The organism is Bordetella genomosp. 5, from assembly GCF_002261315.1.
Lineage (GTDB): Bacteria > Pseudomonadota > Gammaproteobacteria > Burkholderiales > Burkholderiaceae_B > Bordetella.
Map to the genome: position 1 here is coordinate 153,396 of NZ_NEVP01000012.1, position 15,434 is coordinate 168,829.

12 protein-coding genes are annotated in these 15,434 nt (G+C 69.3%); 6 read left to right on the top strand and 6 right to left on the bottom strand.

Translation table 11 applies throughout. The features are described 5' to 3' along the window. The first annotated feature begins 212 nt into the window (after positions 1 to 212). Positions 213 to 1,079, top strand: coding sequence for a threonine/homoserine exporter RhtA (rhtA, locus tag CAL25_RS20840; RefSeq protein WP_094803560.1), 867 nt, complete (start codon positions 213 to 215; stop codon positions 1,077 to 1,079). Positions 1,080 to 1,183: 104 nt separating this feature from the next. Further along, complete coding sequence (locus CAL25_RS20845; protein WP_094803562.1) at positions 1,184 to 1,888, top strand: SDR family oxidoreductase; 705 nt, start codon at positions 1,184 to 1,186, stop codon at positions 1,886 to 1,888. Here CAL25_RS20845 and CAL25_RS20850 read toward each other — a convergent pair. The 6 genes from CAL25_RS20850 to atzF all read right to left on the bottom strand — a co-directional run bounded on the left by CAL25_RS20850 (position 1,872) and on the right by atzF (position 10,080). Beyond that, on the bottom strand, positions 1,872 to 2,720 hold the full coding sequence (locus tag CAL25_RS20850; protein ID WP_094803564.1) for an anti-sigma factor family protein: 849 nt from the start codon (positions 2,718 to 2,720) through the stop codon (positions 1,872 to 1,874). The genes CAL25_RS20845 and CAL25_RS20850 overlap by 17 nt on opposite strands. Position 2,721: 1 nt before the next feature. Next, positions 2,722 to 3,291, bottom strand: a complete 570-nt coding sequence (locus tag CAL25_RS20855; RefSeq protein ID WP_094803566.1) for an RNA polymerase sigma factor — start codon at positions 3,289 to 3,291, stop codon at positions 2,722 to 2,724. 15 nt (positions 3,292 to 3,306) lie between these two features. After that, a complete protein-coding gene (locus tag CAL25_RS20860) occupies positions 3,307 to 3,675 on the bottom strand; it encodes a COG4315 family predicted lipoprotein (protein WP_094803568.1) in 369 nt (122 codons plus the stop codon). A 158-nt stretch (positions 3,676 to 3,833) separates the two neighbouring features. Then, complete coding sequence (locus tag CAL25_RS20865) at positions 3,834 to 4,577, bottom strand: GntR family transcriptional regulator (protein WP_094803570.1); 744 nt, start codon at positions 4,575 to 4,577, stop codon at positions 3,834 to 3,836. Next, positions 4,577 to 8,215 carry an urea carboxylase gene (gene uca, locus CAL25_RS20870; RefSeq protein ID WP_094803572.1) on the bottom strand — a complete coding sequence of 1,213 codons (3,639 nt, stop codon included), beginning with the start codon at positions 8,213 to 8,215 and terminating at the stop codon, positions 4,577 to 4,579. Before uca ends, CAL25_RS20865 begins: the two co-directional genes overlap by 1 nt. A 17-nt stretch (positions 8,216 to 8,232) precedes the next feature. Further along, entirely contained in the window at positions 8,233 to 10,080 is a 1,848-nt protein-coding gene (gene atzF, locus CAL25_RS20875) for an allophanate hydrolase (protein ID WP_094803573.1), read from the bottom strand. Between the two features lie 389 nt (positions 10,081 to 10,469). On the opposite strand from atzF, the gene urtA reads away from it, so the two are divergent. From urtA to urtD, 4 genes are all read left to right on the top strand, one after another. Continuing rightward, complete coding sequence (gene urtA / locus CAL25_RS20880; RefSeq protein WP_094803575.1) at positions 10,470 to 11,723, top strand: urea ABC transporter substrate-binding protein; 1,254 nt, start codon at positions 10,470 to 10,472, stop codon at positions 11,721 to 11,723. 98 nt (positions 11,724 to 11,821) lie between these two features. Then, entirely contained in the window at positions 11,822 to 13,417 is a 1,596-nt protein-coding gene (urtB, locus tag CAL25_RS20885) for an urea ABC transporter permease subunit UrtB (protein WP_094803923.1), read from the top strand. 113 nt (positions 13,418 to 13,530) lie between these two features. Continuing rightward, on the top strand, positions 13,531 to 14,595 hold the full coding sequence (gene urtC / locus CAL25_RS20890; protein WP_432759260.1) for an urea ABC transporter permease subunit UrtC: 1,065 nt from the start codon (positions 13,531 to 13,533) through the stop codon (positions 14,593 to 14,595). Then, positions 14,592 to 15,434 (top strand): urea ABC transporter ATP-binding protein UrtD, encoded by an 843-nt coding sequence (urtD, locus tag CAL25_RS20895; RefSeq protein ID WP_094803579.1) that lies wholly within the window; start codon positions 14,592 to 14,594, stop codon positions 15,432 to 15,434. Before urtC ends, urtD begins: the two co-directional genes overlap by 4 nt.

The window sequence follows — 15,434 nt, forward strand, 5'->3', positions numbered from 1 at the left end:
CGGCGCGGGTCACCGCGTCCGCTGTCGTGCAAGATGCCGGGCGAGCCGTTGCGGGCGCCGCTGCGCGCGCCGACGGGCCAGCCGCTGCGCCCGGCGCCGTGCGCACCGCAGCGCACGGTGCTGCGCCCGCCGCAGCGCGCGCTACTGCGCACGCGTAGAATAGCGCCGCGCCGGCTCGCCGGGCTGGCGCTCCCTCCGCGCCCGCCGTTCCGATGTCCGCCCCTGACCGCCCCGCCTCTCCCGTCGTTCCCGTCCTGCTGCTCCTGATCGCCATGGCCTCGCTGCAAGGCGGCGCATCGCTGGCGAAAAGCCTGTTCCCGGCCGTGGGCGCGCAAGGCACCGCGGCCCTGCGGCTGCTGTTCTCCGCCCTCATTCTGCTGCCCATCCTGCAACCCTGGCGCCTGCGGCTGCCGGCCGAGGGCTGGCGCATCGTAGCGCTCTATGGTCTGACGTTGGGCGGCATGAATCTGATGTTCTACATGTCGATCAGCACGATCCCGCTCGGGATCGCGGTCGCGCTCGAATTCACCGGGCCGCTGGCGGTCGCGGTCTTCACGTCGCGCCGGCTGCTCGACTTCGCCTGGATCGGCCTGGCCGCGATCGGTCTGGTGGTGCTGATCCCGCATGGCGACGACCTGGCCGCGCTCGACCCCGTGGGCGTGGCTTACGCGCTGGGCGCGGGCGTCTGCTGGGCGCTGTATATCGTGTTCGGCCAACGCGCCGGGCTGCGCTACGGACCGCGCACCGTGGCCCTCGCCGCCGCGTTCGCGGCGCTGGCGGTCCTGCCTTTCGGAATCGCCAGCGCCGGCTCGGCGCTCTTCTCGGCGCAGTTGCTGCCGGCCGCCGTGGCGGTGGCGGTGCTCTCGAGCGCCCTGCCCTACGCGCTCGAAGTGGTCGTGCTCACCCGTCTGCCCGCGCGCACCTTCGGCACGCTGCTCAGCCTCGAACCCGTGTTCGGCGCGATTTCGGGCCTGCTGTTCCTGGGCGAGGCGCTCAGCCTGACCCAGTGGGGCGCCGTCGCGGCCATCGTGACGGCGTCGGCCGGTATCACGCTCACCGCAAGCCGCGGCAAACGCTGAGGCGGCCCCACGAGCAAAAGGGGCTTGATTGCGACGCCGCCTGCGGGCTGCTCAAATAGGCGCTCCGGGCGGCCTGCCGCCGCCCTCCGATATCAGGAGTCGCAATGTCTGAAAGCAAAGTCGCCATCATCACGGCGGGTGGCAGCGGCATGGGCGCCGCGGCGGCGCGCAAGCTTGCCGCCGACGGGTTCCAGGTCGCCATTCTGTCGCCCTCGGGCAAGGGCGCGGCGCTGGCCGAATCGCTGGGCGGCCTGGGCGTGACGGGGTCGAGCCTCGAGCCGGCCGACCTGCAAAAGCTGGTCGATACCGTGCTGGATCGCTGGGGCCGCATCGACGCGGTCGTGAACAGCGCCGGGCATGGTCCCAAGGGCAAGCTGCTGGAGATCAGCGACGAAGACTGGGCACGGGGCATGGACTACTACCTGCTCAACGTGGTCCGCCTCACGCGCCTGGTGGCGCCGGTGATGCAGCGCCAGGGCGGTGGCGCCATCGTCAACATCTCGACCTACGCGACCTTCGAGCCCGAAGCCGCGTTCCCGACCTCGGGCGTGTTCCGTGCCGGTCTGGCCGCATTCACCAAGTTGTTTTCCGATGAATATGCGCCGCACAACGTGCGCATGAACAACGTGTTGCCGGGCTTCATCGACAGCCTGCCCGAGAAGGACGATCGCCGCGAGCGCATCCCGATGGGACGCTATGGCCGCGCCGAAGAAGTGGCGGACCTGATCGCGTTCCTCGCGTCCAGCGCGTCCAGCTACATCACCGGCCAGAACATCCGCATCGACGGCGGCATCACCCGTTCGGTATAAGCGTGGCGCCTGCCGCCGGCGCGAGCTGGCGGTAGACCTCCTGGGCCACGCGCAGCAGTTCGTCGCGCGACACCTCGCCCGACAGCGCATAGCCCAGCGAGCCTTCGATCCAGTAGAACACCCGCACGGGGCCGTCCTGCATGAAGCGGAACGCGGTCTGCCCCGTGGTCGCCTCGCGCGTGACGTACAGCGTGAGCCGCTGGTCGGCGCGCGCGCCGCCACCGCCGCCGGTGCCGTACATGAGCTGCGCCACCGCGCCGCTCCCGCCCGGCAAGAGCCGCCCTCCCATCAGCTGATAGCCCGCCGCGGACAGATCCGGCGCATGCACCTGCACGCCCACGCGGCGCGTGAGCCAGGTCACGAGCGCCTGCTCGTGCTCGCCGCCCATCTCCACCGGACGCCGCATATCGGACGCGTAGACCGCATGGGCGACGGCGGCGCGATGCGCGAACATGCCGGGCTCCACCGCGGCCGCGCGCACGCCGCGGGCTTCCATTTCGCCGCGCGCGAACCAGCCGGCCGTGCCGCTCAAGACGGCCAGCGCGAGGCCGGCGGCCAGGGCCCTGCCCCACACCCGCCGGGGCGCGGGCGGCGCGAGCGGCAGGCGCAGCGGCAAGGGTTCGTCGAGCACGTCGGCGAAATGCACCTGCAGCGCGCCGTTCTGCGCGCGCCAACGCGCCACCTGCGCCGCGGCTTCCGGATGTTCGCGCACGAAGGCCTCGACCTCGGCACGCCGGGCCGCGGACAACTGGTCATCGGCCAACGCATGCAGGTCGGCTTCGGTGATCGGCGCGCCCGCGGGCGGCAGAGGAGCAAAATCGTCGTCGTTCATTTCATTTGATACGGTGCAGATGGCGGCCCTGCGCCATGCCGGGCGGATCATCGGAAGCGGTTGCGGGCGCAACCGGCACGCCCTCGTCGCGTTCGGCAAGCAGCGCGGCCAGGCGCTCGCGGGCGCGCGACAGCCGCGACATCACGGTACCCACCGGCACGTCGAGCACCTGCGCGGCCTCGCGATAGCTGAACGCTTCGACCGCCACCAGCAGCAGGACCGCGCGCTGCTCGGGCGCAAGCCGGGCGAGGCAGCGATCGAGATCGCGCAGTTCGAGCGCGTCCGTCTGCGTGGCGCGCACCGGCACGTCCGGCAGCTCGCCGTCCTCCGCCACCACTTCGAGCCCGCGCTGGCGCGCGCGCAAGCCGTCGACGAAATGGTTGTGCATGATGCCGAACATCCAGGCGCGCAGCTCCCCGCGCTGTTGCCAGCGCGAGTAGCGGCTCCAGGCACGCTCGAGCGTGTCCTGCACCAGATCGTCGGCGCGGTCGCGGTCACCCGTCAGCCCGCGCGCATAGCGACGCAGGCTGGGGATGCAGGCCACGATCCGGGCCTCGATGTCACCAGGCATCGGCGCCCGTACGTATCAGGGCTTGACGATGTGCCAGACGTCGCGGAACTTGTCGCCGGTCTTGTCGCCCGGCTTGGCGTCCTTGGCATACAGATACAGCGGCTTGCCCTTGTAGGCCCACTGGCTGGAGCCGTCGTCGCGCTTGATCACGCTCCAGTCGCCCTGCGCCTTGGCGCCGGCATCGGCCATCAGGGGCGGCCAGGCTTTCGCGCACTGGTCGTTGCAGGCGCTCTTGCCGCCGGCGTCCTTGTCGAAGGTGTAGAGCGTCATGCCTTTGCCGTCGACCAGCATGCCGCCTTCGGTCTTGGCGGGCGCCTGGGCGTGAGCGGTGGCCGACAGGGCCAGTACGAGCGTGGAAACGAATGCGAGTTTGCGCGGGGTCATGGTCATCCTCCAGGGAAAGTGGGGTACCGCAACCGTACAGACGACGGCCTCTACCGGTTTATTCCAATCCGGCCGCGATTTCACGCTTTTTGTGTGTCCACCCGAAAAATGTAGTCTGACACCTGGAAAAATGGGCACCGCCCCGGCCGCCCGGCGCGCTACCCGCGCACGCCGTCCCGCGCCCCGGCCGTGCCCCGCGCCTCGTAGAGCCGGTGCAGCGTGATTTTGCGCACCTCGGCCTTGGAGAGCTCGATGTGCGCCCGCAGCATCTGGCGTACGTCCGTGCCCCGGCGCGCCAGGATGGCCCGCAGGATGGCGGCATGCTCGTCGTAGGTGGCATCCACCCGGAATCCCTGGGTGAAGTCCAGCCGCCGGATGATGCGGATCTTTTCGGTCACTTCGCGGTGGATCGCCGCCATCTCGGGGTTGCCCGCGGCGGCGACCAGCGCGCAATGAAACGCTTCGTCGAGCTGCCCGACCAGACGGCCATCGCGGATGCGCTGGTCGTCCGGCACCAGCCACACGTCCTGCAGCGCGCCGAGGATGCCCGACGGATCGAGCGCCTCGCGCGACACCAGGCGGTCCACCGCCGCCAGCTCCAGCACGATGCGGACATCGTAGAGCGCCTCGAAGCGCTCAAAATCGATCGGGTGGACCTGCCAGCCACTGCGCGGCCGCGCGATCAAAAACCCGTCGCGCTGCAGCCGGGCCAGCGCCAGCCGCAGCGGCGTGCGGCTCACGCCGAGGCGTGCCACCAGGTCGGCCTCGGTGAAATGATCGCCGGGCAGCAGACGGAACTCGAACAGGTCTTCCTTGATGCGCTCGTAGACCACATCGGCCAGCGTGGCCGACGCGGTCTGTACCTGGCTGAGCGCCGGCCCGATCTGGACGGCCGCCCGCATCACGGCACCGTGGCCGCCACGGTTTCGGCCAGCACCACGAGCGGGTCGCCGCTGTTGACCTGTCGCCCCGGCGCGCAACGGATCGCGCTCACCACACCGGAGACCGGCGCGGCCACCGCCAGCTCCATTTTCATGGCCTCGACCACGACCAGCGTTTCGCCTGCCTCGACCGTCTGGCCCACCTGCACCGGAATCTTCCAGACGCTGCCGCACATATCGGCGGCAACCAGACGCTCGCCCTCGCCCAGCGGTGCATCCTGCTCATCGGCGGCGAGCGCGGGCGCCATCGGGGTGTCGTCCTCCTTCCAGAGCACGACCTCGGCATCGAACGCGGTCTTCTGGCGGGCCTGGAACGCGGCGATGCTGTCGGCCTCCCGCGCCAGGAAGGCCCGGTGTGCCGCGAAGTCGAACAATTCTTCCTCGATGCGCACCGTGGCGCGGCCCTCGCGGAAGTCCGCGCGCAGCGTGTCGAGCTCGGCCTCGCTGACCGGATAGAAGCGCACCTGATCGAAGAAGCGCAGCAGCCACGGCTTGCCTTCCTGGAACACCGGATTCTTCAGGAACTTGTTCCAGATCGGCAGCGTGCGTCCCACCAGCTGATAGCCGCCCGGCGAATCCATGCCGTAAATGCACATGTAGACGCCGCCGATGCCCACCGTGCCCTCGGCGGTGAAGGTGCGCGCCGGGTTGTACTTCGAGGTGAGCAGCCGGTGCCGCGGATCGATGGGCACCGCGCACGGCGCGCCCAGATAGACGTCGCCCAGGCCCATGATCAGGTAGCTGGCGTCGAACACGATGCGCTCGACGTCCTCGCGCGTCTCCAGACCATTGATGCGCTGGATGAAGTCCACATTGTTGGGCAGCCAGGGCGCCTGGGCGCGCACGGTCTCCTGGTAGCGCTGCACCGCGCCCAGCGTGGCAGAGTCCTCGAACGACATCGGCAGGTAGACCACGCGCGTCGGCACCTTGAGCGTGGCCACATCCGGCAGGCGCGCCTCGATGGCGAGCAAGGCCTCGATCAGGCGGGCCTGCGAGATCTCGCGGCTGTCGTAGCGGATCTGCAGCGAACGCACGCCCGGCGAGAGCTCGCGCACGCCGGCCACGGGCTCTTGCGCCAGCGCCTCCATCAACAGATGAATGCGCATGCGCAGCGCCAGGTCCAGCACGTTGTCGCCATACTCGAGCAGCAGATAGCCGTCGCCCGCCTGCCGATAAGCCACGGCGGGCCGGCTGCCCTCGGCCGGCAAGGCGGCGATGACCGTTTCCGATACCGTGCCTTCGGGCACGCGCTGCACCGCGGGCAAGGCCGGCGCGACGGGCGCGAGCGCGGCGATGCTCCGCTCCTGTGCCGTCTGCAGCGCCACGGCCTGGTCGTAATCGATGCGGACGAAGCGAATCCGGTCGCCCGGCTTGACCTGACCGACCTTCCACAACTCGGCCTGCGCAATCGTGGCGGGGCACACGAAACCGCCCAGGCTCGGACCGTCACGCGTGAGAATCACCGGGCTGTCACCGGTGAAGTTGATGCTGCCGATGGCGTATTCGCAGTCGTGGATATTGGACGGATGCAGCCCCGCCTCGCCGCCGTTCTCGCGTGCCCAGGCGGGCTTGGGGCCGATCAGCCGCACGCCCAGCCGGTTCGAGTTGTAGTGCACCTCGTAGTCGCTCGAGAAGAAGGTCTCGACGGCCTCGGGCAGGAAGAAATCCGGCGCGCCATGGGGGCCGTACAACACGCCGATCTCCCAGCGGGCGCCGTACTCGGGCACCAGCGCCGGATCCGCGGCGGCGGGCGGATCGCAGGCCGGCGCCGTGGTCGACGCCGCCAGCCCGGGCTGGCCCAGCGGCAACATGTCGCCCACCCGCAGCACCCGGCCGGCATGACCGCCGAACTGACCCAGGGCAAACGTGGCGCGGCTGCCCAGGTAGACCGGCACATCGATGCCCTCGCGCACAGCGAGGTAGACGCGGCAGCCCGTCAGCACCTTGCCGATGGCCAGCACCTGCCCCGAGCGCACCGTCACCGGCGCCCACTGCGGCACGGGCGCGCCATCCAGCGTGGCCTGGCACTGCGCGCCGGTCAGCGCGATCACCGCGTCGCCATGAAAGCGCAGCGTGGGTCCGACCAGCGTGGCTTCGAGTCCGGCCGCCTCGGCCGCGTTGCCCACGATGCGATTGGCGATGCGGAACGCGTAGTCGTCCATCGGGCCCGACGGCGGCACGCCGATGTCCCAGTAACCCACCCGGCCTGGGTAGTCCTGCACGCTGGTGTAGGTGCCCGGCTCGAGCACCTCGAGCGCTGCGGGCCGGTAGGCGAACGACTCCAGGAAGCGCGTCGTGATCCTGCCCTCGGCGAAGGCCGCGTCTGCCACGATCTGCCGCAGATAGTCGAGATTGGTCGCGATGCCGTGCAGGCGCGTGTGCGCGAGCGCATCCGACAAGCGGGCAAGCGCCTGCGCCCGGTCGGCCCCGTGCACGATCAGCTTGGCCAGCAGCGGATCGTAGAACGCCGGCACCTCGGTGCCGGTGGCGATCCAGCCATCCACGCGCACATCGGGCGGAAACGCCACTTCGGTCAGCACGCCCGGCGAGGGCTGGAACTGCTTGAGCGGATCTTCGGCATACAGGCGCACCTCGATCGAGGCGCCCTGCGGCGCGCGCCCCATGGCCTCCCAGTCGAGCGCGTCGCCCGCGGCGACCTGCAGCATGCACGCCACGAGGTCCAGGCCGGTCACCATTTCGGTCACCGGATGCTCGACCTGCAGACGGGTGTTGACCTCCAGGAAATAAAACTGATCGCGCGTGGCATCGTAGATGAACTCCACCGTGCCGGCCGAGCGGTAGTGCACCGACTCGCCGAGCCGCACCGCAGCCTCGAGCAGCGCGGCGCGCGTGGCCGCGGGCAGATGCGGCGCGGGCGTTTCCTCGATCACCTTCTGATTGCGGCGCTGCACCGAGCAGTCGCGTTCGCCGAGCGCGACCACCCGGCCGCGCCCATCCCCGAAAATCTGCACCTCGACGTGACGGGCCTGATCGACGTAGCGCTCGATGAACACGCCGCCATCGCGGAAGAAGTGCTCGCCCAGCCGCTGCACGCCTTCGTAGGCCGCCGTGAGCTCGGCCTCGTTCGCGCAGCGCGACAGACCGATGCCGCCACCGCCCGCCGTGCTCTTGAGCATGACCGGATAGCCGATGCGCTCGGCCTCGGTGAGCGCCTGACCCAGGCTGGCCAGCAGGCCCGTGCCGGGCGTCATCGGCACGCCCGCCAGCGCCGCCAGTTCGCGGGCGCGGTGTTTCAGTCCGAACTCATTGATCTGCTGCGGCGTAGGTCCCACGAACGCGATGCCCGCGTCCTCGCAGGCCGCGGCGAACTCGGCGCTCTCCGACAAGAACCCATACCCCGGGAACACCGCCTGCGCGCCGGTCTGCCGCGCGGCCTCCAGCAGCCGGTCGATGCGCAGATAGCTGTCGGCCGCCTTCTCGCCGCCCAGCGCCACCGCCACGTCCGCCTCGCGCACATGCGCGGCGTCGCGATCAGGATCGGCGTACACCGCCACGCTGCGTATGCCCAGACGCTTGAGCGTGCGGATGGCCCGCAGCGCGATTTCGCCCCGATTGGCGATCAGAACCGTATCGAACATGAACCGCTCTCCTGTGCTTAGCGGGTCTGCGCGGCCAGAAAGGCGCGCCAGCCACCGAACGACGTGATGTCCCGCGCGCCTTCCAGCCCGCACGGTTCGCAGATGAATCCCTTCACCGAACGGCCATCGGCCAGTTCGAGCGTGCCGATCCCCAGCGGCGCCGGGATCTCGGCCACGAAGCTGCCGAACAGCGCCGACGGCACGTCCCACAGCTCCACGATGATGGGCGCGCCGCCCTCGGCCACGCGCACGAGACCCGGCTTGGGCGGCGTGGTGTTGGCCAGCGCGTAGAGCCGGTAGCCGGCGGCCGTGTGCGTCTGCTCGATCAGACGCGCGCCACGCGAGCTCAGTTGATGGTTCAGCGGCATGCCGGTGAGGTGGGCCCCGACCACCGCGACACGGATCGTATTGGTTGCGGGCTCAACCGGTTTGACGGCCGCCTCGTACGACGCAGGCAAGGCCCGCCCCGTGGCGCCCAGCGGCAGCCCCGCCTGCGCCTGCCAGCGCGCACCGAAGGCGGCCAGCGCCCGGTCCTGCCAGGCGGCGCCGATCAATGTGATGCCGGCCGGCAGACCGTCGCCCCGCATGCCCGCCGGCAGCGCGAGCGCGGAGAGGTCGGCGAAGTTGGCAAAGTTGGTGTAGGTGCCCAGCCGCGAATTCAACAGCACGGGTTCGTCGCGCAATTGCGCGATGGTGTAGATGGACGGCGAGGTCGGCACCACCAGCGCATCGAAGTCGGCGAGCGTCTGCTGGATCTGCCGCGCCAGCTCGGCACGTCGGTACTCGGCCTGGAAGGTCTGCGTGGCATCGAAGTTGGCGGCCTGCTCCACGATGCCGCGCACGACCGGGTCGAGCGCGTCGGGGGTGTCGCGCCACAGCGACTGCACTGCCGCGAAGCGCTCGGCCACCCACGGGCCCTGATAGAGCAGCGCCGCCAGCTCCGCGAAAGGTGCGTAGTCGATGGTCTCGATCGTCACGCCCTGCTCGCGCAGTGCGGCCAGCGCGGCCTCGAAGCAGGCCTGTGCCTGGGCGTCGCCGAAAAACTCGAGCGTATCGGGCACGGCGAAGCGCGGCGGCGTGTGCCAGGCCGCGCGCGCGGCGGGCGGTTCGGCGCGCGCATACGCGTCGCCCGCGTCGTAGCCGCCGGCGACCTCGGCCACGGCAGCCGCGTCCGCGACGGTCAGCGCAAACACCGACACGCAATCCAGCGTGCGGCAGGCGGGCACGACGCCGCGGTTGCTGAGCCAGCCGCGGGTGGGCTTGAGGCCGACGATGTTGTTGAAACCGGCGGGCACGCGGCCCGAGCCTGCGGTATCGGTGCCGAGCGAGAACGGCACCAGGCCTCGGGCCACGACCACGGCGGAGCCGGAGCTCGAGCCGCCGCTCACATAAGCGGGATCGAAGCTGTTGGGCACGGCGCCGTGCGGCGAGCGCGTGCCGACCAGACCGGTGGCGAACTGATCGAGATTGGTCTTGCCCACCAGCACGGCGCCGGCGGCGCGCAGACGCGCCACGACGGTGGCATCGGCGTCCGGCGAATAAGCGAACGCCGGGCAGGCTGCGGTCGTGGGCCAGCCGCGGGCGTCGATGTTGTCTTTGACGGCGAAGGGCACGCCGTAGAGCGGCAGGCGCGCGAGGTCGCCGCCCGCGGCGGCGAGCAGGGCTTCGAGTTCGCCGAGCTGCCGCGCCAGGCCGGCGTCGTCCAGACGCGCGATCCATGCGTTATCGGCGGGCGTATCCGGTCCGGCCACGTAGGCCGCCAGCAGCTCGGCAGGGCGGGCGCCCTGCTCGCGGTAGGCACGCTGCCAATCGGCGAGCGTCCATCCCAGGACGGAAGAAAGTTGAGGCTGGGCGACGGCGGGCATGCTGGGATCCTCTCTTGTATACAAGTACGGATACCCAAGCAAAGTGCATGCCATCTTTGCGCCGACGAACGCATCGGCATGCGCGCGGCCCTATGAAACAAGGGCTTTGCGCCCTCGCGCGTGCGCTCGCCCGCATGCGCGCGAGGCGGTTCGTGCGCCGACATCGCGCACCAGCATCGCGCCGATCACGCACCGCTTTCGTGCACGCCGCACCAGCGTGCGCCGCGCCCCCGATGCGCCATTCAACGTATTGCCACCCGCCGCTCAATGACGCCATTCGCCCGGCCGGACCTGGCATGGGTATTGCTTGAAGCGTGGTGGAAGGTGTTGGTCTTACGTAGTCCAGAAAAACCCGCCGGCGATCCCGGCTTTCAGCTACAGGAGTCACCATGCAACGCAGATACGTACTCAAGTCTCTCACCGCCGCCAGCCTGCTGGCGCTCTCGGGCTGGATGCCGCCGCTTATGGCCGCCGAAGACACCATCAAGGTCGGCATCCTGCATTCGCTCTCCGGCACGATGGCGATCTCCGAGACCTCGCTCAAGGACGTCGCGCTGATGACGATCGACGAGATCAATGCGGCGGGCGGCGTGATGGGTAAGAAGCTCGAGGCGGTGGTGGTCGACCCCGCATCGAACTGGCCGCTGTTCGCCGAGAAGTCGCGCCAGCTGCTGTCGCAGGACAAGGTCGCGGTGGTGTTCGGCTGCTGGACCTCGGTGTCGCGCAAGTCGGTGCTGCCGGTGTTCAAGGAGCTCAACGGCCTGCTGTTCTACCCCGTGCAGTACGAAGGCGAAGAGCTCGAGAAGAACGTGTTCTACACCGGCGCCGCGCCCAACCAGCAGGCGATTCCCGCGGTCGAATACCTGATGAGCGAAGACGGCGGCGGCGCCAAGCGCTTCGTGCTGCTCGGCACCGACTACGTATACCCGCGCACCACCAACAAGATCCTGCGCGCCTTCCTGCATTCCAAGGGCGTGAAGGACAGCGATATCGAAGAGGTCTACACGCCGTTCGGCCACGCCGACTACCAGACCATCGTCGCCAACATCAAGAAGTTCTCCACGGGCGGCAAGACGGCCGTCATTTCCACCATCAACGGCGACTCCAACGTGCCGTTCTACAAAGAGCTCGGCAACGCCGGACTCAAGGCCACCGACGTGCCGGTGGTCGCCTTCTCGGTGGGCGAAGAAGAGCTCCGCGGCGTGGACACGAAACCGCTGGTGGGCCATCTGGCGGCCTGGAACTACTTCCAGTCGATCAAGAACCCGGCCAACGCCGCCTTCGTCGAAAAATGGAAGGCCTACGCCAAGGCCAAGAACCTGCCCAATGCCGCGACGGCCGTGACCAACGATCCGATGGAAGCCACCTACGTCGGCATCCATATGTGGAAGCAGGCGGTCGAGCAGGCCAAGACCACCGACGTCGACAAGGTGATCGCGGCCATGGGCGGCCAGAAGTTCAACGCGCCCGACGGCTACACGATCGAGATGGACAAGACCAACCATCACCTGCACAAGCCGGTCTACATCGGCGAGATCAAGGCCGATGGCCAGTTCAACGTGGTCTGGAAGAGCAAGGGTCCGATCCGCGCCCAACCCTGGAGCCCGTTCATTCCGGGCAACGAAGGCAAGCAAGGGCTGTAAGGCCCTCCCCACCCGCGCCGATCCGAGGGCAGCAGATGCACAGACCTGGAAGACTCCTTTTGCCGCAGCACTGGCTTCTGGCCTGCCTGCTGGGACTGATGCTGACCCTGGGCGCGAGCGCGGGTGCGGGCCGGGCGCAGGCCGCCGGCCTGGACCCGGCGCTGCTCGCGCCGCTGGCGGGCGACGACAGCGAGGCGCGCCTGAGCGCCATCGCCGCGCTCGGCGCGCTGCCCGAGCCGGGCGCCGCCGCCGTGCTGCAGGCGCTGGGCGACGATCGCCTCTACGCCACGCCGGCCGGGCGCGTGCTGCTCGCCGACGCCGCCACGCCGGCGCAGGCCGAGGATCCCGCCACCGGCGAGCGTCTCGCCATGCCGGCCGACGCACAGAGCATTTCGATCAACAACCGTATCCGCCGCGCCATCCAATCGGCCCTGGCCGGCTCGCAACTGCATGCGGCCGATCCCGCCGAGCGGCTGGCCGCCGCGCGCCGCCTGCAACAGGGCTCGGACGCGAGCCGTCTGCCCTTGATCGCGCAGGCGCTCGATCGCGAACAGCATCCCGAGGTGCGCGCCGCGCTCGAGCTGGCGCAGGCCAAACTCGAGCTCGCCAGCCCCGATGCGGCGGTGCGCCGTCATGCGGTGGAGCTGCTGGGCCGCGCCCGCAACGCCTCGTTCCGGCCGCTGCTCTCCGAGCTTGCCACGGCGCGTCCGGACGGCACCTACGCCGAGCCCGACACGTCCGTGCGCGAGGCGGCCGCCGCCGCCATGCGCGCCATCGACCGCCGCGCCGCGACGGTGGAGTGGGCCGGCAATCTGTTCTACGGACTGAGCCTGGGCAGCGTGCTGCTGCTCGCCGCGATCGGGCTGGCGATCACGTTCGGGCTCATGGGCATCATCAACATGGCGCACGGCGAGCTGCTCATGATCGGCGCCTATGCCACCTACCTGGTGCAGCTCGCGTTCCGCGCCTGGCTGCCGGGCTGGATGGACTGGTATGTGCTGGCCGCCCTGCCCGTCGCGTTCGTGACGGCCGCGCTGGTCGGGATGGCGCTCGAGCGCACCGTGATCCGCTGGCTCTACGGCCGTCCGCTGGAAACCCTGCTGGCGACCTGGGGCATCAGCCTGATCCTGATGCAGACCGTGCGCACGCTGTTCGGCGCGCAGAACGTCGAGGTCAGCAATCCCAGCTGGATGAGTGGCGGCGTGACGGTGCTGGGCAGTCTGGTGCTCACCTACAACCGCATCGTCATCATCGTGTTCGCGCTGCTGGTCGTGTTCCTCGTGTGGCTGCTGCTCAATCACACGCGCCTGGGTCTCTTCGTGCGCGCCATCACGCAGAACCGCCGCATGGCGGACTGCGTGGGCGTGCCCACGGGCCGCATCGACATGCTGGCGTTCGGGCTGGGCTCGGGCATCGCGGGGCTCGCGGGCGTCGCGCTGTCCCAGCTCGGCAACGTCGGGCCCGACCTCGGCCGCGCCTATATCGTCGACTCCTTCATGGTGGTGGTGCTCGGCGGCGTCGGCCAGCTCGCCGGCACCGTGATCGCGGCGCTGGGCCTGGGCGGCGTGAACAAACTGCTGGAACCCCACGCCGGCGCGGTCATGGCCAAGATCACCATCCTGGTCCTGATCGTGTTGTTCGTGCAAAAACGCCCGCAAGGCCTGTTCGCCCCCCGGGGCCGGAGCGCCGAATGACCCCGACGATCCCTTCGCACGCGCCCGGTTCGCACTCCGACCTCGCCGCGCTCTCGCATCACCGACTGTTCTCGCCGCGCGCCTGGCGTGCGCTGCTCGCGATCCTGGTGTTCATGGCGCTGCTGCCCGCGCTTAACCTCTTCTTCGCGCCCGGCCATCCGCTGCACGTATCGGCCTATGCGGTGGCCTTGCTGGGCAAGTTCATGTGCTACGCGCTCGCCGCGCTTGCGCTCGATCTGGTCTGGGGCTACGCCGGCATCCTCTCGCTCGGCCACGGCCTCTTCTTCGCGCTGGGCGGCTACGCCCACGGCATGTACCTCATGCGTTCGATCGGCCGCGATGGCGCCTACCAGAGCGACCTGCCCGACTTCATGGTGTTCCTCAACTGGAAGGAGTATCCGTGGTACTGGTCGTTCACGGAACACTTCTGGTACGCCTGGCTGCTGGTGCTGCTGGTGCCCGGGGTGCTGGCCTTCGTGTTCGGCTACTTCGCGTTCCGCTCGCGCATCAAGGGCGTGTACTTCTCCATCATCACGCAGGCGCTCACCTACGCCGCCATGCTGCTGTTCTTTCGCAATGACACCGGCTTCGGCGGCAACAACGGCTTCACCGACTTCAAGCGCATCCTGGGCTTCGACATCACCGCGCCCGGCACGCGGGCCGCGCTTTACTGGATCACGCTCGCGGCGCTGTTCGGCGCGCTGATCCTGGCGCGCGCGGTCACGCAATCGCGCCTGGGCCGTGTGCTCACGGCGGTACGCGATGCCGAAAGCCGGCTGCGCTTCCTGGGCTACGAGCCTCTCGGCTTCAAGCTGTTCGTCTGGACCTTGTCGGCCGTGCTGTGCGGCATCGCGGGCGCGCTCTACGTGCCGCAGGTCGGCATCATCAACCCCAGCGAAATGTCCACCGAGACCTCGATCGAGATGGTGATCTGGGTGGCCACCGGCGGGCGCGGCACGCTGATCGGGCCGATCGTGGGCGCGGGCGCGATCAACGGCCTGAAGACCTGGTTCACCAGCGTCGTGCCGGAGTTCTGGCTCTATGCGCTCGGCCTGATCTTCGTGCTGGTCACGCTGTTCCTGCCGCAAGGCATCGTCGGACTGGTGCGGCGCCTGATGCAGATGAAGCGCACGCGCGCCGCCACGGCACGCAACACGGTACGGGAGCAACAGGCATGAACACCGCAACCTCTCCCCTGGCCGGCGACAGCCTGCAGGGCGGCCCGGGCGGCGAGGCCAGCTATGGCCGCGTCAGCCCCAAGGGCGTGGATACCAGTCACGGCGCGATCCTGTATCTCGACGACATCACGGTGAGCTTCGACGGTTTCAAGGCGCTCAACGCGCTCACGCTGGATATCGGCGTGGGCGAGCTGCGCTGCATCATCGGCCCCAATGGCGCCGGCAAGACCACCATGATGGACGTCATCACCGGCAAGACGCGCCCGACCAGCGGCACGGCCTTCTTCGGCCAGAACATCGATCTGACCACGCTCTCGGAAGCCGCGATCGCCGACGCCGGGATCGGTCGCAAGTTTCAGCGCCCCACCGTGTTCGAACAGCACAGCGTGTTCGAGAACCTCGAACTGGCCATGAAGACCGACAAGCGCGTGCGCCCGGTGTTGTTCGCCCGGCTGAACAGCGAGCAGACCGACCGCATCGCCGCCACGCTGGACCTGATCCGCCTGCGCGATCAGGCGGCGCGCCCGGCGGGCCTGCTGTCGCACGGCCAGAAGCAATGGCTGGAGATCGGCATGCTGCTGATGCAGGAGCCCAAGCTCCTGTTGCTGGACGAGCCGGTCGCGGGCATGACCGATGCCGAGACCGCGCGCACCGGCGAGCTGCTCAACGAGCTGCGCGGGCGGCATTCACTCATGGTGGTCGAGCACGACATGGACTTCGTGAACCAGATCGCGGGCGACAAGGTCACCGTGCTGCACGAGGGCTCGGTGCTGGCCGAAGGATCGATGCAGGCGGTGCAGAACCACCCGCGCGTGATCGAAGTCTATCTGGGACGCTGA

What these genes read in the sequence shown, in the direction of transcription:
- rhtA (WP_094803560.1), top strand. Translation starts at nt 213, where the DNA reads ATGTCCGCCCCTGACCGCCCCGCCTCTCCCGTCGTTCCCGTCCTGCTG.
- CAL25_RS20845 (WP_094803562.1), top strand. Translation starts at nt 1,184, where the DNA reads ATGTCTGAAAGCAAAGTCGCCATCATCACGGCGGGTGGCAGCGGCATG.
- CAL25_RS20850 (WP_094803564.1), bottom strand. Translation starts at nt 2,720, where the DNA reads ATGAACGACGACGATTTTGCTCCTCTGCCGCCCGCGGGCGCGCCGATC.
- CAL25_RS20855 (WP_094803566.1), bottom strand. Translation starts at nt 3,291, where the DNA reads ATGCCTGGTGACATCGAGGCCCGGATCGTGGCCTGCATCCCCAGCCTG.
- CAL25_RS20860 (WP_094803568.1), bottom strand. Translation starts at nt 3,675, where the DNA reads ATGACCCCGCGCAAACTCGCATTCGTTTCCACGCTCGTACTGGCCCTG.
- CAL25_RS20865 (WP_094803570.1), bottom strand. Translation starts at nt 4,577, where the DNA reads ATGCGGGCGGCCGTCCAGATCGGGCCGGCGCTCAGCCAGGTACAGACC.
- uca (WP_094803572.1), bottom strand. Translation starts at nt 8,215, where the DNA reads ATGTTCGATACGGTTCTGATCGCCAATCGGGGCGAAATCGCGCTGCGG.
- atzF (WP_094803573.1), bottom strand. Translation starts at nt 10,080, where the DNA reads ATGCCCGCCGTCGCCCAGCCTCAACTTTCTTCCGTCCTGGGATGGACG.
- urtA (WP_094803575.1), top strand. Translation starts at nt 10,470, where the DNA reads ATGCAACGCAGATACGTACTCAAGTCTCTCACCGCCGCCAGCCTGCTG.
- urtB (WP_094803923.1), top strand. Translation starts at nt 11,822, where the DNA reads ATGCTGACCCTGGGCGCGAGCGCGGGTGCGGGCCGGGCGCAGGCCGCC.
- urtC (WP_432759260.1), top strand. Translation starts at nt 13,531, where the DNA reads ATGGCGCTGCTGCCCGCGCTTAACCTCTTCTTCGCGCCCGGCCATCCG.
- urtD (WP_094803579.1), top strand. Translation starts at nt 14,592, where the DNA reads ATGAACACCGCAACCTCTCCCCTGGCCGGCGACAGCCTGCAGGGCGGC.